This is a genomic window from Chryseobacterium fluminis, from assembly GCF_026314945.1.
GTDB classification, from domain to species: domain Bacteria; phylum Bacteroidota; class Bacteroidia; order Flavobacteriales; family Weeksellaceae; genus Chryseobacterium; species Chryseobacterium fluminis.
In genome coordinates, this window is the sequence record NZ_CP111121.1 from 3,678,502 (window position 1) to 3,697,542 (window position 19,041).

General features: G+C 37.5%; 16 protein-coding genes and 1 pseudogene. 12 read left to right on the plus strand and 5 right to left on the minus strand.

All coding sequences use genetic code 11. From position 1 onward, the window contains the following. Positions 1–3 precede the first annotated feature (3 nt). Positions 4–2,376, plus strand: coding sequence for an outer membrane beta-barrel family protein (locus tag ODZ84_RS16860; RefSeq protein WP_266173563.1), 2,373 nt, complete (start codon positions 4–6; stop codon positions 2,374–2,376). 103 nt (positions 2,377–2,479) lie between these two features. Beyond that, entirely contained in the window at positions 2,480–4,345 is a 1,866-nt protein-coding gene (locus ODZ84_RS16865; protein ID WP_266173564.1) for a M1 family metallopeptidase, read from the plus strand. A 90-nt stretch (positions 4,346–4,435) separates the two neighbouring features. On the opposite strand, the gene ODZ84_RS16870 is transcribed toward ODZ84_RS16865, so the two are convergent. The 5 genes and pseudogenes from ODZ84_RS16870 to clpB all read right to left on the minus strand — a co-directional run bounded on the left by ODZ84_RS16870 (position 4,436) and on the right by clpB (position 9,875). Further along, positions 4,436–5,077 (minus strand): response regulator transcription factor, encoded by a 642-nt coding sequence (locus ODZ84_RS16870; protein WP_266173565.1) that lies wholly within the window; start codon positions 5,075–5,077, stop codon positions 4,436–4,438. After that, positions 5,074–5,859, minus strand: coding sequence for a sensor histidine kinase (locus ODZ84_RS16875; RefSeq protein WP_266173566.1), 786 nt, complete (start codon positions 5,857–5,859; stop codon positions 5,074–5,076). Before ODZ84_RS16875 ends, ODZ84_RS16870 begins: the two co-directional genes overlap by 4 nt. After that, entirely contained in the window at positions 5,838–6,482 is a 645-nt protein-coding gene (locus ODZ84_RS16880; RefSeq protein ID WP_266173567.1) for a hypothetical protein, read from the minus strand. The genes ODZ84_RS16875 and ODZ84_RS16880 overlap by 22 nt, the downstream gene beginning before the upstream one ends. Before the next feature lie 38 nt (positions 6,483–6,520). Further along, positions 6,521–7,060: a hypothetical protein gene (locus tag ODZ84_RS16885; protein WP_266173568.1), complete on the minus strand. Its 540-nt coding sequence runs from the start codon at positions 7,058–7,060 to the stop codon at positions 6,521–6,523. A gap of 221 nt (positions 7,061–7,281) precedes the next feature. Continuing rightward, positions 7,282–9,875, minus strand: a pseudogene (clpB, locus tag ODZ84_RS16890) (ATP-dependent chaperone ClpB). A gap of 468 nt (positions 9,876–10,343) precedes the next feature. Here clpB and ODZ84_RS16900 point away from each other — a divergent pair. From ODZ84_RS16900 to ODZ84_RS16945, 10 genes are all read left to right on the plus strand, one after another. Continuing rightward, a complete protein-coding gene (locus ODZ84_RS16900; RefSeq protein WP_266173570.1) occupies positions 10,344–10,985 on the plus strand; it encodes a TetR/AcrR family transcriptional regulator in 642 nt (213 codons plus the stop codon). 265 nt (positions 10,986–11,250) lie between these two features. After that, complete coding sequence (locus tag ODZ84_RS16905; RefSeq protein WP_266173571.1) at positions 11,251–12,570, plus strand: phenylacetate--CoA ligase family protein; 1,320 nt, start codon at positions 11,251–11,253, stop codon at positions 12,568–12,570. Beyond that, a complete protein-coding gene (locus tag ODZ84_RS16910; protein ID WP_266173572.1) occupies positions 12,567–13,652 on the plus strand; it encodes a 2Fe-2S iron-sulfur cluster-binding protein in 1,086 nt (361 codons plus the stop codon). Before ODZ84_RS16905 ends, ODZ84_RS16910 begins: the two co-directional genes overlap by 4 nt. A 114-nt stretch (positions 13,653–13,766) precedes the next feature. Next, positions 13,767–14,705, plus strand: a complete 939-nt coding sequence (paaA, locus tag ODZ84_RS16915; RefSeq protein WP_266173573.1) for a 1,2-phenylacetyl-CoA epoxidase subunit PaaA — start codon at positions 13,767–13,769, stop codon at positions 14,703–14,705. 122 nt (positions 14,706–14,827) lie between these two features. Then, positions 14,828–15,109, plus strand: coding sequence for a 1,2-phenylacetyl-CoA epoxidase subunit PaaB (gene paaB / locus ODZ84_RS16920; protein WP_002981782.1), 282 nt, complete (start codon positions 14,828–14,830; stop codon positions 15,107–15,109). Positions 15,110–15,245: 136 nt separating this feature from the next. Beyond that, positions 15,246–15,995, plus strand: a complete 750-nt coding sequence (gene paaC / locus ODZ84_RS16925) for a 1,2-phenylacetyl-CoA epoxidase subunit PaaC (RefSeq protein ID WP_266173574.1) — start codon at positions 15,246–15,248, stop codon at positions 15,993–15,995. 97 nt (positions 15,996–16,092) lie between these two features. Beyond that, the gene (gene paaD, locus ODZ84_RS16930) at positions 16,093–16,557 is read left to right on the plus strand and encodes a 1,2-phenylacetyl-CoA epoxidase subunit PaaD (RefSeq protein WP_266173575.1); all 465 of its coding nucleotides are present in this window, start codon (positions 16,093–16,095) and stop codon (positions 16,555–16,557) included. Positions 16,558–16,641: 84 nt separating this feature from the next. Further along, positions 16,642–17,442 (plus strand): enoyl-CoA hydratase/isomerase family protein, encoded by an 801-nt coding sequence (locus tag ODZ84_RS16935; RefSeq protein ID WP_266173576.1) that lies wholly within the window; start codon positions 16,642–16,644, stop codon positions 17,440–17,442. 62 nt (positions 17,443–17,504) lie between these two features. Next, the gene (locus ODZ84_RS16940; protein WP_266173577.1) at positions 17,505–17,858 is read left to right on the plus strand and encodes a four helix bundle protein; all 354 of its coding nucleotides are present in this window, start codon (positions 17,505–17,507) and stop codon (positions 17,856–17,858) included. Positions 17,859–17,898: 40 nt separating this feature from the next. Then, on the plus strand, positions 17,899–19,032 hold the full coding sequence (locus ODZ84_RS16945; protein WP_266173578.1) for a 3-hydroxyacyl-CoA dehydrogenase NAD-binding domain-containing protein: 1,134 nt from the start codon (positions 17,899–17,901) through the stop codon (positions 19,030–19,032). Positions 19,033–19,041: the final 9 nt, after the last annotated feature.

Sequence of the window (19,041 nt, forward strand, 5' to 3'; positions counted from 1 at the left end):
AGTATGTATAAATTTCTCTTTTTTCTCTGTTTTCCGTTTTTTATGTTTTCCCAACAAAAAAACCTGGAGGGGACCGTTTGGGATACAGAAAATCACAACCTCGATTCGGTGACGATTCATATTTACAATTCTCAAAATGTTCTGATTAAAACATTTTTAACAGATCCTGAAGGGCATTTTACCTTAGCTGAAATTAATGATGATCCTGTAAAACTGGTGATTCATGAAAATGAATATGATCCTTTTGAAACCATAATCAATCGCGATAGCCGGACGGAGATCTTAAAAATAATACTCAAAAGAAATCAGCAAAATATAGACGGGATCTCACTGACAAAGAAAAAGCCTTTGGTAAAAAGAAAAGTAGACCGTCTGGAATTCAATGTCGAAAATTCTAATATTTCGTCACAGAATGCCTGGGAGATTCTGAAGCAGACGCCTGGTGTGACATCAAATAATGAGGTATTGGCAATAAAAGGAAGCACGGGAATTATGGTTACTATTAATGATAAAAAAATAATGTTAAACGGTGATGAGCTTAGGAATCTGTTGGAAAATACACAGGGCGATGAGGTGAAGTCGGTAGAAGTTATTACGAATCCGCCTGCCAAATATGAGGCTTCCGGCAGTGCTGTCCTGAATATTGTTCTGAAAAAAAATACAATAGAAGGGTACCGGGGAACTTTATCGTCTAAATATACACAAACTCAGTATGCAAAGGGAAATGTGGGAATCTCCCAATATTATAGAAAGAAAAAGCTTTCTGTGATGGGAAGTTTCTACAGAGGAGCCGGAACCTACTACCGGGAAGGGACAGACTATGTAAATTACCCTGAAAATGGAACTACATGGATCAGTACCATGAACAGGAAAGACAAAAATAACAGTCAGAATACCGTTAATTTCAATATTGAATATGAAATAGACAGTCTTACCAATGCCAGTCTCAATTATTCAGGATATTTTACGCCTAAATCTTTTGGTACGTATCATGTGCCGACTCTCATTTATAATACCCAGAATCAGATCGAATCTTATTATCTTACGGTTAATGATCACCAGTCGAGGTCGATTAATAATTCTGTGAGTTTCCAGATAGACCGTAAACTGAATAAAAAAAGCAATATGGCCTGGATCAGTTATTTTACAGGAAACAATGCTCAGAAATATCAGAATGTTCTCACCCATCTTAATTTTGCCGGTCAGTTGCCCACAGAAGACAATTTTTTCACAGACAATAAAAGTGATGTTAAGTTGTATTCTACCCAATTCGATTATCAATGGAAAAATGATAAACTGGAACTGGAAGCCGGAACCAAATACAGTTTTGTAAAAACATACAGCCAACTGTATTTTTCAGATAACGAAAACGGTGAAATGCTGTACCAACCTGAAAAAAGCAGCCTCTTTGATTATAATGAGCATAATTTTTCTTTATATACCTCTCTCGGATATAAAGTAGGAAAATGGGATTTTAAAGGAGGCTTGCGTGCCGAGATGACCGATCTTGAAGGTATTGTTTCTGAGCCTTATGAGGTAAATAAAAATAATTACTGGAATATGTTTCCTACTTTTTATGCCCAATATACCACAGAAAGTAAACATGAGTTTGGCTTTTCTTACGGAAAACGTATCACCAGACCTTTTTATTCATGGCTGAATCCTGCCAAGTCGTATTTTAATCTTTTCTCCTACTACCAGGGAGATCCAAAATTAAAAGCTACGATTACCCATAATCTGAATCTTACCTACTCCTGGAAAGAATGGAATCTGGATCTGTATTACCGGAAAGAAATAAATCCGTCTATGGAAATATCGTATCAGGAACACAGTACCAGTCATCTGATTTATTATTTTACCAATATTGAGAAAGGGCAGGCCTTCGGTTTTAGTCTTTACAAAAACTTCCAGGTTAAGCCATGGTGGAGTGTGGTGATGTCTGAAAATCTTGAACATAATGAAAATTATTTCAAAGGAGTGGATGATATCGTTTATAAAAATAAGGTCTGGAACTGGGTTTCCAATCTATCCACGAGTTTCACTTTAGATAAAAATTCAGACTGGAAAATGGAAGTGGGCCACAAATATAATTCCCCGGGAATACAGGGAACCTTCAGAATATCGGATTCGTGGTCAGCTTATTTCGTGATGAACAGAAAGTTTTTCAGCAAAAAGCTGGAGGCGAGTTTAATTTTTAATGATATATTCAGATCCACACAGGAAAAAATAAGTACCCGATATGCCAATCAGGATAATTATTTTCTGGATTATCGGGATACACAGGGCTTTATACTGACATTAAAATTCAACTTCGGAAATCAATCCGTAAAGAATGCCAGAACGATTAAGAAAACAGACGAGCAGGAAAGATTATAAAATAATATAAAACTCGTTTTATAAGTGATTACCGGAAAGAATTAGCTGTTCTCTGTGACATTTTTCCTACTTTTGATATAAATTTATTAAAAGAGCAGGAGCTATGAAAAAACTTCTTTCCGGAATCGTAATGATGGTCTCATTATGGCAGTTTTCCGCGCAGGAATTATATATGCCGAGGAATATTAAAAAAGCTTATGAAAACGGGACCCGCGACCTCTCAGGCGCTCCCGGGAAAAACTACTGGCAGAATAAGGGGATCTATAATGTTGAGGTGAAAGTAGATGCTACTTCCAAAACGGTTTCCGGAAAAGAAACAATAGTGTATACCAATAACAGCCCCGATGATCTTGATGAACTGGCCATCCGGTTTGTCAATAATCTTCATAAGCCACAGTCTCCGAGATCAGGGTTTGTATCTAAAGATTTTCTGTCATCCGGACTCAATATCAAGTCGTTCAGCGTCAATGGTGAAAAATACAATATCAACAGCGAAGACTGGAGCACCGTTGAAAAAGTAAAGCTCACTTCCGTTTTAAAATCAAAAACAAAAGCTGAAATTAAAATAGAATGGGAATATCCGCTTTCTGTACAGAGTGGAAGAGAAGGACAGATAGACCCGGAAACTTTTTATGTGGCCTATTCTTTCCCTAGAATTTCCGTATATGATGATTATAACGGTTGGGATATGATTCAGCACTCGGACCGACAGGAGTTTTATAATGATTTCAATGACTACAGCTTTGCCATTACTGCTCCGAAAAATTATGTGGTCTGGGCCACCGGGGATTTCCTGAATCCTGATGCCGTACTTCAGCCGGAATATTTAAAACGGTATAAAGCATCATTGAAAAGTGACAAAGTGATGCACATCGCTACCGAACATGAAATGAAATCCGGAAAGGTGACCAAACAGAATAAATGGAATACCTGGAAATTCAAAGCCAGCCACATTACAGATTTCTGTTTTGCGCTGAGCAATCATTATGTCTGGGATGCATCCAGTGTGCAGCTTAAAACGAAGCGAGCCAGTGTACAGGCAGGTTATAAAGCAGGAGCTAAAGATTTTGAACGCTACGTAGAGTGGATGCGGTATAACCTGGACTGGTTCTCAAAAAACTGGCCCGGAGTGGAGTATCCGTACAATGTGATGACGGCTATCCAGGGATATGCCGACATGGAATATCCAATGATGATTAATGATTCCAGTATTCCGGATAATTTTCAGGATGCAAGGCTCACGGCAGATCACGAGATCGCCCACACCTATTTCCCTTTTTATATGGGAATAAATGAAACACGTTATGCATTTATGGATGAAGGCTGGGCAACTACCCTGGAATACCTGATCGGGATTGATGAAAACGGAGAGGCCGCTGCCAAAGAATTTTATAAAAATTTCAGAGTCAAAAGATGGATCAGTGATCCTTCTGCAGAACAGGATCAGCCTGTTATTTCCATGAGTACACAGGTAAGCGGAGCCGGATACGGGAATAACTCTTATGTAAAAGCTTCCCTATCGTATTTGGCACTGAAAGACTACCTGGGTGATGAATTGTTTAAAAAAGCCCTTCATCATTATATGAACAACTGGAACGGAAAACATCCTGTTCCATGGGATTATTTTAACTCTATGAATACAGGCTCAGGAAAAAACTTAAACTGGTTCTTTAATAACTGGTTCTATACCAATTATTATATTGATCTTAAAATAACTAATGTTTCTCAGATAAATGATCTCCTGACAGTAAATATAGATAATGTCGGAGGTTTTGCCATTCCTTTTGATGCTGTTCTGAATTACGAAGACGGCAGTATCGAAAAACTTCATTTCTCACCTGCACTATGGGAAAAGGATCAGAAGCAAACCATGCTGACAATACCTATCAAGAAAAAAGTAAAATCTGTCCGGCTGGACGGTGATCTATTTATGGATTATACACCGCAGGATAATTTGAAAAATTTGTAGTTTGCCTCTAAGAATTACAGGTTAAAGCAAAACCTTTCTCCGTACTGGAGAAAGGTTTTTTTGAGATAATATGAGTGAATGTGTTTTGTATTATGATTCTGCGAAACCGTTTTTAATGGCAAAAACAGCCAGACCGACCCGTGTTTTAAGATCTAACTTATCGCAAAGCTGGTCTCTGTAACTTTCGACCGTCCTTGGGCTGCAGCACATTTTTTCAGCGATTTCTTTATAACTGAGCTCTGTGACCGTATATTGTAGAAATTCTTTCTCACGGTCCGAAATCCTTATATTAACGGCTTGCTCATGGTTATTCATATTGGTGAAAATAATCTTTGAAGCCCATTCGGGATAAAAAAATCCGTCATTATTTAATTTTGTTAATGCCGTTTCGAGATCTTTCGGATGCGTATTTTTCAGGAGATATCCTTTCGCTCCGTTTTTAATCATTTTAATAACGCTTTTATCGTCACCCTGCATGCTGAGAGCCATTACTTTGATATCCGGGTGATTTTCCTTTAACCAGAGTACCGTCTCAAAACCATCCATAATGGGCATACTGATATCTAAAAGGATGATGTCCGGAATCCTGCTGTTGTTCTCAAACTGCTGAATAAGGTCTTTTCCGTTTTCGGCAACATAGATCACTTCGAATTCCTTAAAATTATCAATAATCCCTTCCAGAGCTTTTGCGATAAGTACGTGATCGTCTACAATGACAATGGTCTTTTTCATGGCTGTTTCTTTAAAATAATATTGAGCTTGGTTCCACAGTTTTCCGTGCTTTCAAGGCTGAATTCTGCACCGATGATTGCTGCGCGGTTTTTCATATTGGTCAGGCCGATACCATTGGAACTTATATTCGATTTATCGAAACCGATACCGTCATCCTTTAAACTCAGTTCCCAGAGATACTCATCAGAAGTATTCAGACTGATAAAAATATTCCTGCAATGGGCATGTTTTATACTGTTCTGAATAAATTCCTGAGTGATTCTGAGCAATACGTTTTTATGAACAAAGCTCAGATCCAGCCGTTTAAAATTATGCTTGAAATCTACAGCACATTTTTTAAAAGCATTGGTATTGTCTACTTCTTCCTGAATTAAAGTTACGATTTCCTTTTGATTTATATTATCATCGGTAAGGGTTTTAGAAAGACTTCTTAAATCCTGAAGAGACTGATTGATAATCTGGGATACCTGGTCTATTCTCTCACTTACTTCCGGAACCTTATTTTCATATAAAAGCTGTTGGGTATACAGGCTTACAAGAGTTAATTTCTGGCCGATATTATCATGAAGTTCGCGCCCGATCTGCTGCATAGTCGCCTGCTGAATTTCCAGCTGTGTAGCCAGAAGCTCTTTCTGATGAATCTCATTTTTCATTTCAATTTCATTGAGATATTCTTTTTTACGCTGTTTGTATTTTCGTATATAAACAATTACCGCAGCTACAAACAATACGAAAAATATGTTAAATAAAATAAGTGTTATTAAGAGTTCCGTCTTCCCCATATGAATGAAATTGAGAATAATAAATACATTACGATTCCTGATCCTAAAAAGTATGAAAAGTAAATGTGGTAAATCTCCCTGTACACTCTGATATAAGCAAAAAATGCCCAGAACGGTAAAGTACCAATATAAAATAAGGTAACTCCCAGATTAATGTAAAACATCGGATTCTTATTGAAATTAAGAATATTTGATGAATTAATCTGTTTATAATACTCCATCACTACCAGCCCCATCAGGATCAGACATCCGAAGGTATAATTGAACGAAAAAATTATTTTCTTGGTCATAAGAATTTCATTCGGGATAAATGACAGCAGGTATAAGGCGGATATCATACAAAACAACTTCGGTTTTCCAAAAGATTTTGCAGCATAGAGCCAATAGAAAAAAATAAATTCAATCGGAATAACAAAATAATTATAAAAAGCGGGTTTATTGTAATCGACTATATTATCGCCCCATTTTCCGAAAAGCTCACACAGAAACATCAGTACCAAATAGTAAGAAAAATATCTCCAGTACTGATTTTTGATTCGGTTGTAACAGAGCAGAGAAACGACAGCCGCCAGGCCTTCGATCCAGATCATAGATTCCTGTAAAATTCTCTCTAGTTCAGTCATGGGGTTTTCTGGTCAAAATCTAAATAGTAGATGAAGAATTAAAATAATTCAACTTTAATCTGGTTAGGCGGGTTAAGGGCACCATGATTCTGACTCATGATCTCTCCGGAAAGACCTTGGTTCTGGGTTGGCAAGGCCAGAAATTCTCCTTCGCTGCTTTCCAACGGATTGAAATCATAATTTAAAAGATCGCCGTTCTCATCTGGTTTTTTCAGAGTAGGGATCATGACCAGGGTGTGTCTCTCCGCATAATTTGTACCGACTGGGGTATTCGCCATCGTACTCCAGTTAGCTGTGGTGGGATAGGCTGCATAATAAAAACGAATTCCCAAATCTTCTTCCGTAATGTCAGGATTGTTTTTTTGAGCTTCAGTTTCAATATCGCTGATGAATTTTTTTAAAGTATCCAGACCGAAATGTATGGAATGGGAATCATCAAGGTTTAGTTTATCTTTAATCGCCACAAGATGATTATTTCTGTAATTGTCTACCAGCATCTGAATGAATTCATAGCTCATGGTGTTAGGAGCTGATGGTTGTGAAAAAGTTTCAGGATCTGGGGTAGGGGTTGTGTTCATAATGTAATGTTAGTTTTATAGTGAAATGTTAGTTAGTCCCGCAAATTTCGGAAAAATTTCAGGTTAAATACTACGTTTTTTTCCTGTTAATTCTCCGTGATTTTACGGATTGTTTTTTACGTTTTATAGTGTACCGGAAAAAGCGAACAAGTAAAAAATACGTGCCGCAGACATGATCTACAGCACGTATTACAAAAATTAATATATATGAAAAAAACTATTTATTTTTCTGTAGGTCTGAAAACCAGACCTGTTTCCTCAAAATAATCCAGCGTGATTCTGTCACCGTCATTCACGGTTCCGGCCAGAATCTCACGGGATAATTTATTAAGAACTTCCTGTTGAATGACTCTCTTCAGCGGCCTTGCACCAAACACGGGATCATATCCTTTATTCATCAGATAATCCACAGCATCCTGGGTAGCAGTCATGATGATATTTCGTTTGGCCAGCATATCATTGAATCCTCTCAGCTGATAGGTTACAATTTTTCCGATCTCCTTTTTTCTTAAAGGCTGGAACAGTACCACCTCATCAATTCTGTTCAAAAACTCAGGACGCAAAGTCTGTTTCAACAGATCGAAGACCTCATCTTTCGTTTTACCGACGATCGTATCCTGGTTTTCATCAGTGATATTTTCAAAATTCTCCTGAATAAGATGTGAACCTAAATTCGAAGTCATAATGATAATCGAGTTCTTAAAATTCACCACCCTTCCTTTATTATCGGTAAGACGGCCATCATCCAAAACCTGCAGCAATGTGTTGAAAACATCCGGATGTGCCTTTTCAATTTCATCTAAAAGGACTACGGAATAAGGTCTTCTTCTTACGGCTTCAGTCAGTTGTCCGCCTTCATCATATCCCACATATCCCGGAGGCGCACCCACCAGCCTTGATACACTGTGTCTCTCCTGGTACTCACTCATATCAATCCTCGTCATGTTGTTTTCATCATCGAATAAAAACTCAGCCAGTGCTTTGGCCAGCTCCGTTTTTCCGACACCGGTAGTTCCTAAGAAGAGGAAGGACCCGATCGGTTTTTTATCATCGCTTAATCCCGCTCTGTTTCTTCTGATCGCATCTGCAACGGCAGTAATGGCTTCATCCTGACCAACCACTCTGTGATGAAGTTCGGCTTCCAGGTTTAATAATTTTTCTCTTTCGGACTGTAATAATTTTGTTACAGGAATCCCTGTCCATTTTGCAATTACCTCAGAGATATTATCTGCCGTCACTTCTTCTTTGATCAGTTCATTCTGATGATTCTGCATCTCAAGTTCCAGTTTCTGCAAAGCATCTTCCTTCTCTTTGATTTTTCCGTACTGAATTTCTGCTACTTTGGCATAATCTCCTGCCCTTGACGCTCTTTCTGCTTCCAGTTTCAGAGATTCAATATCTTTTTTAATTGAGGTTAAATCCTCAGATTTCTGTTTTTCCTTAAGCCATTTAGCATTGATTTCATTTCTTTCCTCAGAAATTTTAGAAATATCTTCTTTTAAATGGTCAATTTTCGTCTGATTGCCTTCTCTTGAGATCGCAGCCAATTCGATTTCCATCTGCATCAGTTTTCGGTCGAGAACATCCAGCTCTTCAGGTTTCGAATTGATTTCCATTCTCAGTTTGGCCGAAGCTTCATCAATAAGGTCGATCGCTTTATCCGGTAAAAACCGGTCAGAAATATATCGCTGAGACATCTCTACTGCTGCAATTATTGCCTCATCTTTGATTCTTACCTTGTGGTGTGCTTCATACTTGTCTTTAATACCACGGAGAATAGAAATAGCAGATTCTGTATCCGGTTCTTCCACCATTACTTTCTGGAAACGGCGCTCCAGGGCTTTATCTTTTTCAAAATATTTTTGATATTCATTCAATGTCGTGGCACCGATCGCCCTTAATTCTCCTCTTGCCAGAGCAGGTTTCAGAATGTTTGCAGCGTCCATCGCACCTTCGCCGCCTCCTGCGCCTACCAGTGTATGAATTTCATCAATAAAAAGGATGATTTGCCCGTCAGATTTTATAACTTCATTAACTACAGATTTTAAACGCTCTTCAAATTCACCCTTATATTTGGCACCTGCGATTAATGCCCCCATATCTAATGAATATAAAGTCTTATCCATAAGATTTTCAGGAATATCTCCGGAAATAATACGGTGCGCAATTCCTTCTGCAATCGCAGTCTTACCAACACCCGGTTCACCGATCAGGATAGGGTTGTTTTTTGTCCTTCTTGAAAGAATCTGTAAAACCCTTCTTATTTCTTCATCACGGCCGATGACCGGATCCAGTTTTCCCTCAGCAGCGAGTTCGTTAAAGTTCTTCGCATATTTATTTAAAGATTGATAGGTTTCTTCTGAACTTGCAGAAGTCGCCTTACTCCCTTTCCTTAATTCTTTAATTCCACCTTCCAGAAGGCTTTTCGTAACGCCCATATCCTTGAGCATTTTTGAAACTTCTGAGCCTGTTTCCAAAAGTGATAGCCATAAATGTTCGATGGTTACGAATTCGTCACCCATTTTTTTAGCAATGTTGGGCGCATCAAGCAATACTTTATTCGCTGATTGCGAAAGGTAAATATTTCCGCCCTGTACTTTCGGGAGTTTTTCAAGATTCTCACGGTTGCGCTTCTTACCAACTGGGCATCTGCTTCAGATTTTTTCAGTAAGAATGGCGATATGTTTTCATCTACCTGGAAAATTCCTTCAAGGAGATGTTGAGGTTCGATCTGCTGATTACCAAATTCCATGGCCACCTGTTGTGCAGCCTGGATGGCTTCCTGTGATTTTACGGTATATTGGTTTAAGTTCATATCTTGTATATTTTGATTCTTTAAGTTTTGGTTTTCAATTTTAGATTTCAGACATCAGATTTCAGACCATAAGAGTCTAATAAATGTTAATTTTTAAATCCGATTTTCTAATTTCTGATGTCTTTGATCTTATTTAATCATTTAATTCTAACCGCTATATCGCAAAAACTGTTCAATTGATGAATTTTTAAAAATATTAGACAAAATTTCCGAAATTTGTATTTTTAAGAATGTTGATGAAGACAAAATTTCCGATTCGCTTCATATGAATAAGGAATTGTGGAAAAACAGTCATGTTTAGAAATCGAAATCCTTGAAGAATGTTTAACTTCAGATTGCCCGGATTAAGCTATAATTCATTACTACAGGAATAGCAAATTCTAAAGGTTTTGACGGAGTAGTGGAAATCAGAAATAAATCTCAGCTAAAGCCTGGTGATATATACAAGGATTAGGTCCATTCTGGCGAATGGTGAAAATCATTTTCTCAAAATCAAAATATTACAATCAAAATAATTACTTTTGCGAAGATCAGATGGAGTTAAAAGAAAAACAAAAGAAAATACTGGACGTTGCCGTAGAACTTTTCAAGGAGAAAGGGTATATGGGCAGTTCTGTAAGGGATTTGGCAACAAAACTCAATATTAAAGCGGCATCTCTGTATGCACATATCCGTTCAAAAGAAGAAATCCTGGAATGGATCTGTTTTGGAATTGCTCATGAATTCTTTGCTGAACTTCAGGAAGTTAAAAATACAGAGGCCAGTCCTAAAGATAAGCTGAATCTGTTTATAGAAAAACATTTGTCTGTTGTCCTGAAAAATCGTGATGTGACTCATATTTATTCTAACGAATGGAAGCATCTGGAAGAAAAACTTCCTGAATTTGTTGAATTGAGAAAAAATTACCAACAGGAAGTGGAAAACTTAATTTCCGAAATATACACGGCTGAAAACTGGGAACTCAGATCATCCGCTTTTACCACAAGATTTATCCTCCATACCTTAAACAATTCCTACTTCTGGTTTAAAAGGAATATTGAATCAACTACTGAAATTACCGATGAAATAAGGGATAAAATTCTTTACGGATTGTTGGGGCATCATAAGTAGACTTGCCTGATGTACAAACGTGTTTGTTGAGATATTAAGCCTTTATCGTATAATTGAAAATTTAAAATAGTTGCTAAAGGATTTTTAAATATTAACTATACTGTTCAATAAAATATTGCTGCAATAATAGTCAAAATCCCCGGAAATTCTTCTGTCGTGCCTGATTCAAATTATTTAGAATCATTCAAAATATGACAAAAGTCATAAATATTTTGTCACATTCCAAAATCTTTTTAAATTTACACCTAACAAATGTTAGTTAGCTATGGATTTTGATGTTGAATATTTGAAGCTCGACCAGTTGAGACAGCTTCAGTCTGAGCGGTTGGTTGAATTGGTTGATTATCTTGGAGAAAAGTCGGAATTTTATAAAAGGAAATTTAATGAAGCGGGAATAATCCCACAGGATGTCAGGTCGATTGAAGATATTACAAAACTCCCGATTACTTACAAACAGGATTTAAGAGATCAGTATCCGTTCGGATTATTTACTGTTCCGAAAGAAGAATTACAGAGAATTCACTGTTCGAGCGGAACAACGGGAAAACCGACAGTGGTAGGATATACTAAGGAAGATGTGGGGGTATTCAGCGAAGTGGTTGCAAGATCATTAAATGCAGCAGGAGCAAGACCGGGAATGCAATTGCACAATGCTTACGGGTACGGAATTTTTACGGGCGGACTTGGTCTTCATTACGGGGCAGAAAAATTAGGAATGAGCGTTCTCCCGATTTCAGGAGGAATGACGGTAAGACAGGTAGATTTAATCATCGATTTTAAGCCCGAAGTATTATGCTGCTCGCCTTCATATGCGCTGACCATTGCTGATGAATTTGCAAAGAGAGGCATTTCAGCAGACGAAATCAGCTTAAAATATGCGGTATTAGGATCAGAGCCCTGGACGGAATTAATAAGACATCATATTGAAGAAAGATTAGGTGTTCATGCGACTAATATTTATGGGTTAAGCGAAATCATTGGTCCTGGCGTTTCGATGGAAGATTTCGAGGAAAAAGGGGGCTCCTATATATGGGAAGATCATTTCTATCCGGAAATTTTAAATCCGGTTACAAAAGAGCCTGTTCCTTTTGGGGAAGAAGGAGTTTTGGTGATCACCACATTAACGAAAAAAGCAATGCCTCTTTTGCGGTACTGGACAAACGATATTACCAGTCTCTATTATGATGAAAATCAGAAAAGAACGATGGTGAAAATGAGGCCCATTCTCGGAAGAGCCGATGATATGCTGATCGTAAGAGGAGTCAATGTATATCCAAGCCAGATTGAAGAAGCTTTTTCACATGTAAAAGGGGTGGTTCCGAATTATTATTTTACTCCCGTTGAAAAAGAACAGATGTGTGTAGCATTGGATGTTGATGTAGAAATTGATGATGAATTGTTGACGGCAGAAAATTTAAATATCAATTCAGATGAATACCTTAATTTCACGCAAAATTTTGGAAAAAGCATCGAGAATGAAATAAAAAGAAGGGTAGGAATTACAACAAATGTGAAAATTCATGCTCAGGATAGCTTACCTAAATGCGAAGGTGGAAAAATTAACAGAATACTAAAAACAAAATGAATTCATTTTATAAATTAAAAACGGTAAGGGTTCAGAAAGATACCAACGATGCTGTCAATGTAGCCGTTGAAATTCCTGAAGAACTGAAAGATAAATTCAGATTCAAGCAGGGACAGTATCTGAATTTCCGGATGATGATCAACGGGAATGAGGAGAGACGTTCTTATTCGATCTGCAATGCGCCGAGTGAAAAAAGCAATACGCTGGAAGTATTGGTGAAATTACTGGAAAACGGAAAAGTTTCCGGGTATTTCAACGAGCATCTTCACATGGATGAAATCCTTGAGGTAATGCCTCCAATGGGGGGTTTCAATACTTCTTATCATCCGACAAACGTAAAAACGTATGTTGGTTTGGCGGCAGGAAGCGGAATTTCTCCGGTACTGTCCAATATCAAAGAGAGCCTCTACCAGGAGCCCAATTCCAATGCATATCTGTTTTACAGCAACAGAAGCATGAATCATGTCATGAAAAAGGCTGAAATTGATCAATTGGTGGATACTTTTAAAGGAAGACTGAAAGTGGTTTATTTAGTAAGCCGTGAGCAGCATGAAGATCCGATTTTCGAAGGAAGAATTTCCCCTGAAAAATTAGATCAGCTGTTTGAAAGATATGCGGATATCGATGTTAAAGAATCGACTTTCTTTATCTGCGGACCTTCAGAAATGATTAAGGGAATTGCAGATTATCTGAAAAAAGATAAAAAAGTGCCGGCGATACAGGTTTTATTTGAGTATTTTACTGCTCCTGACGAAGAAAATTCTGAAGAAATGAGCGACGAATTCAAGGCTATTGCCAATATCGAAAGTATGGTAACCGTTATCATTGATGATGATGAATATTCGTTCCACCTTAATTCTAAAAAAGAGAGTATCTTAGATAAAGCATTGAAAGACAATCTTCCTGTGCCTTTTGCATGCAAAGGAGGCGTTTGTTGTACGTGTAAAGCCGAAGTTCTGGAAGGAGAAGTTTTCATGGAGAAAAACTACGCGCTTACCGAAGAAGAAGTAGCCAGAGGCTTCGTTCTTACCTGTCAATGTCACCCGACAACGAATGTGGTGATGCTTAATTATGATGTTTAAGACAATTTGAAAATGAGGAAATGTGCTAATTTGAAAATGCCGTTTTTGCATTTTAATTTTCAGATTACCTAATTCTCAAATTTTCAAATTAATACATTTTCAAATTAAAAAACAATGGATTTAGAAAAATTTGTACAATACGTACACGACGAAAATAAAGTAGAACCAAAAGATGTAATGCCAGATGATTACAGGAAATTATTGGTTCGTCAGATTTCTCAGCATGCCCATTCCGAAATCGTAGGGATGCTGCCGGAAGCCAACTGGATTTCCAGAGCACCTTCATTGAGAAGGAAAATGGCTCTTTTAGCTAAAGTTCAGGATGAGGCAGGCCACGGTTTATACCTGTATTCAGCCACTGAAACTTTAGGAAACGGAACCATCAGAGCAGACCGCGACGCGACTTATGAGGATATGCTGGAAGGAAAAGCGAAATATTCAAGTATATTCAATTATCCTACATTGAGCTGGGCAGATATCGGTGCTATCGGCTGGCTGGTAGATGGTGCAGCCATTATGAACCAGGTGATGCTGATGGGGAATTCTTACGGCCCTTATTCAAGAGCAATGGTGAAAATCTGTAAAGAAGAATCTTTCCACCAAAGACAGGGATATGAGATTTTGATGGCACTTTGCCGTGGAACAAAACAGCAGAAAGAAATGGCCCAGGCTTCATTAAACCGTTTCTGGTGGCCGGCTTTAATGATGTTCGGTCCGAATGACGACAGCTCGCCGAACTCTAAGATTTCTATGAATTACAGAGTAAAAAGAGAAAGTAACGACAGCCTTCGTCAGAGATTTATTGACGTTACGGTTTCTCAGGCTGAATTCTTAGGATTAACCATTCCGGATAAAGATCTGAAATGGAACGAAGAAAGACAGCATTACGATTTCGGAGAACTTCCATGGGATGAATTTATGGAAATTTTAAAAGGAAACGGCCCTGCCAACAAAAAGCGTATCGAAACCAAGAGAAAAGCACAGAGGGAAAATTCCTGGGTAAAAGAAGCCGCAGCAGCTTTCGCTGAAAAAGAACAAAAAGAAGTAATATAATTTGAAAATGTACTAATTTGAAAATTTGAAAATGACCTTAACCACGTTAATTATTCTCAAATTTTCAATGACGACGATTCATCATTTTCAAATTAACCAATTTTCAAATTTTCAAATTAAATATGGCAAACTTAGATATGTGGGAAGTGTTTATTCAGACTAAACCGGGATTATCTCACAAACACGTTGGAATTGTACAGGCACCAACAGCAGAGATGGCTCTGCAAAATGCAAGAGACGTTTATACGAGAAGAAAAGAAGGAACATCAGTCTGGGTAGTTCCAAGTAAATATATTGTGACTTCAGAGGGAGTGGATAAGGAAGCTTTCTTTGATCCTGCTGACGACAAACTATACCGTCACCCGACATTCTACGAGATCCCGAACGATGTAAAAAATATGTAGATTAATAATTTGAAAATGTAATAATTTGAAAATTTGAAAATTACTTTAACTCCGTTAATTATTTTCAAATTTTTCAATTAAGGCAATGAATCAATTTTCAAATTAACTAATTTTCAAATTTTCAAATTAAAAAATAATGAACCCATTATATAATTATCTATTAAAACTAGCAGACGACAGTTTCATCATGGGCCAGCGTTTGTCTGCATGGTGTGGTGAAGGTCCTTATCTGGAAGAAGATATTGCATTAACGAACATCGCGTTGGATGAACTTGGACAGGCGAATAACTTTTATGTTTACGTTTCAAGAGTGATTGATAACGGCAAAAGTGAAGATGACTTGGCATTTTTACGATATGAGCACGAATATCTGAATGCGCACTGGACAGAACTTCCGAATGAAGACTATGCTCAGACGATTTTAAAGGTGTATGTTTTCTCAGTGTATCAGAAATTAATGTACGAGGCATTATCAAATTCTACCAACGAAGAACTTTCAGCCATTGCTCAAAAGTCTTTGAAAGAAGTGCGATATCATTATACGCACGCGGCATCATGGATGAAAATTTTCGCGCAGGGAACAGAAGAAAGTAGATCCCGTTTGGTAAAATCCATTGAAAATATCTGGGAATACACCAAGGGTCTGTTCGCAAAAACAGAAGGAGAGGATGATTTGGTAGCTTTAAACATAGCTCCTAATACAGAGGCACTCTATGAAGAATTTCTTGTGATTACACAGAAAGATTTCGCGGATTTCGGTTTAGAATATCCTACGAATCCTTTTATGCAGCCAAAATCAAGAACAGGTTATCACACAGAATATTTCGGATTTATGCTTTGTGAATTGCAATACATGCAGCGAGCGTATCCGGGGTGTACATGGTAAAAATGTTAATGAGTTAATTTGAAAATGAGTTAATTTGAAAATGGCAAACTACTTTACATTTTCAAATTTTCAAATTTTTTAATTCTCAAATTAATCAATGAAAAAACCTTTAGAAATATTAGAACTCGTTCCCGATCCGGAAATTCCGGTCATTAATATCGTGGAATTAGGCATTGTAAGAGAAGCCAAAGTTACCGGCGAGAATTCTTGTGAAGTAACGATTACGCCGACTTATTCTGCCTGCCCCGCTATGTTTACCATCGAGGAGGATATCATTAAACTGATGAAAGAGAATGGTTGGGATGCGAAAGTAGTCACCAAAATGTTTCCGATCTGGACAACAGACTGGCTGACAGATGAAGCGAGAGAAAAACTCCGTGTTTACGGAATTACACCTCCCGAAAAAGGAGCCGACGAACATCATATCGGGAAACCTAAAAAATGTCCGCGTTGCGGGTCTATGAATTCAAAACAGATCAGCAGATTCGGATCAACCCTGTGTAAAGCATCCTATCAATGTCTGGACTGCCTGGAACCTTTTGACTATTTTAAATGTCACTAAACAATTTGAAAATATGTAAATTTGAGAATGAGCTAATTAATAAAAATTACTTTAAAACATTTTCAAATTAAAAAAATCAATACTATGTATACACAACTCGATATTGAATCGCATTTTGAGGGGAAGCTGAAAATTGCTTATCTGAATCAACCGGATACTATGAACGCGCTTACGAAGCCGTCTTTATCGGACCTGAAAGATTTTGTTAAAGAATGCAGCGAAGATCCTACCGTAAGATGTGTAGCGATCTCCGGTAGAGGCAGAGCTTTTTGTTCCGGTCAGAATCTGGATGATGCTTTTGTTCAGGGGAATGAGCATCATGACAATGATATCATCAGAAAAATTGTGGTAGACTATTACAATCCTTTGGTATTGGAAATCACACGCTGTAAAAAACCTGTGGTAGCCCTGGTAAACGGTCCTGCAGTGGGAGCCGGTGCCATGTTGGCTCTCATTTCTGATTTCGTGTTAGCGGTTGATAAATCATATTTTGCACAGGCGTTCTCCAATATCGGTTTAATTCCTGATACCGGAGGAACCTATTTTTTACCAAAATTACTGGGAAGGCAATTGGCAAATTATTTAGCATTTACCGGAAAGAGATTATCTGCCGATGAGGCAAAATCTTACGGTTTGGTGGCTGAAGTTTTCAGTGAGGAAGAATTTGTGCCAAAATCAATGGAAATCCTTGAGAAGATGTCTAATATGCCGACTGCTGCCATTAAATTAACTAAAAAAGCATTCGCCGCATCTTACAGCAACAGCCTGAAAGAGCAATTGGAATTAGAGGGGGATTTACAGCAGACCGCAGCAGAAACAGAAGATTTTAAAGAAGGCGTAAGTGCTTTTTTACAAAAAAGAAAACCTGATTATAAAGGAAGATAATCAATTTGAAAATGAATTAATTTGAGAATTTGAAAATGTTTAAAAAGGATTAAATAATTAAAATGAGAAATGACAAAGAAAATATTATTGTAAATAAGACCTTCGACTTTGCATTGAACATCATTGAATTTTCGGAAGATTTATATGTAGATAAAAGATTTCCTTTAGCAAATCAGATTTTTAAGTCAGGAACTTCCATTGGGGCAAATATAAAAGAAGCTCAAAATGCAGAAAGCAAGGCAGATTTTATTCATAAATTAAAAATCGCTGCGAAAGAAGCTGATGAAACGGAATATTGGCTTTTGTTATGCTTAAAGTCTCCACATCTGAAATCACCAAACGAAAAATTAATTTCAGATTTAAAGGAAATTCTACTAATTCTGTCTAAAATTATTTCAAGTTCGAAGGTGAAATAATTTTCAAATTAACTCATTTTCAAATTTTCAAATTTAAAATATGAATGTAGGAATTATCGGTGCCGGAACAATGGGAATCGGCATCGCACAAGTAGCCGCAACGAACGGATGCAAAGTTTGGGTTTATGATGCTAACCCAAAACAAGTAGAAACGGCTACTGTAGGTTTGGAAAAAACATTAACCAGGCTGGTTGATAAACAAAAAATTTCAGCAGAAAAAATGACTGAAATTTTGGCAAATATTTCCATCGCTACAGAAATGAAGGACTTCAAAGATTGCGAATTAGTAATCGAAGCCATCATCGAAAATAAAGAAATTAAAACCAAAGTCTTCACAGAATTGGAGAAACACGTTTCAGAAAGCTGTGTGATTGGTTCTAATACATCATCCATTTCCATCACCTCTCTCGGTGCGGAATTACAGAAACCCGGGCGTTTTATCGGAATTCATTTTTTCAATCCGGCGCCTCTGATGCCTTTGGTTGAGGTTATTCCATCACTATTAACAGAAAAATCGTTAGCGGAAAAAATCTGCAGTCTGATGAAAGATTGGGGAAAAACTCCAGTTGTCGCAAAGGATATTCCCGGATTTATTGTCAACAGAATTGCCCGGCCTTACTACGGGGAAGCTTTGAGAATCGTTGAAGAAAATATTGCAACTATAGAGCAGGTTGATGATGCAATGAAAACAATCGGTAACTTCAAAATGGGACCTTTTGAATTAATGGATCTCATTGGGGTTGATGTAAATTTCTCAGTTACAAAAACGGTGTATAACGAATATTTCTACGATCCGAAATATAAACCTTCCCTTCTTCAGCAGAGAATGTCTGAAGCAAAACTTCACGGCAGAAAAACAGGGAAAGGGTTTTACAATTATTCAGAAGATGCTCAGAATCCGGTTGCAGAGAAAAATGATGCATTGTACCAACAGATATTTTTAAGAATTATTTCCATGCTGATCAACGAAGCTGTGGAAGCTAAACGATTAGGTGTTGCCAGTGATGAAGATCTTGAATTAGCAGTGCAGAGAGGCGTAAACTATCCAAAAGGTTTACTGGCGTGGGGAAAAGAAATAGGTTATTCAAAAATATCCGAAACCCTGCAAAATCTGCACATAGAGTATCAGGAGGAAAGATACAGACAAAGCCCGTTATTACGCAAATTGAATTAGACAATTTGA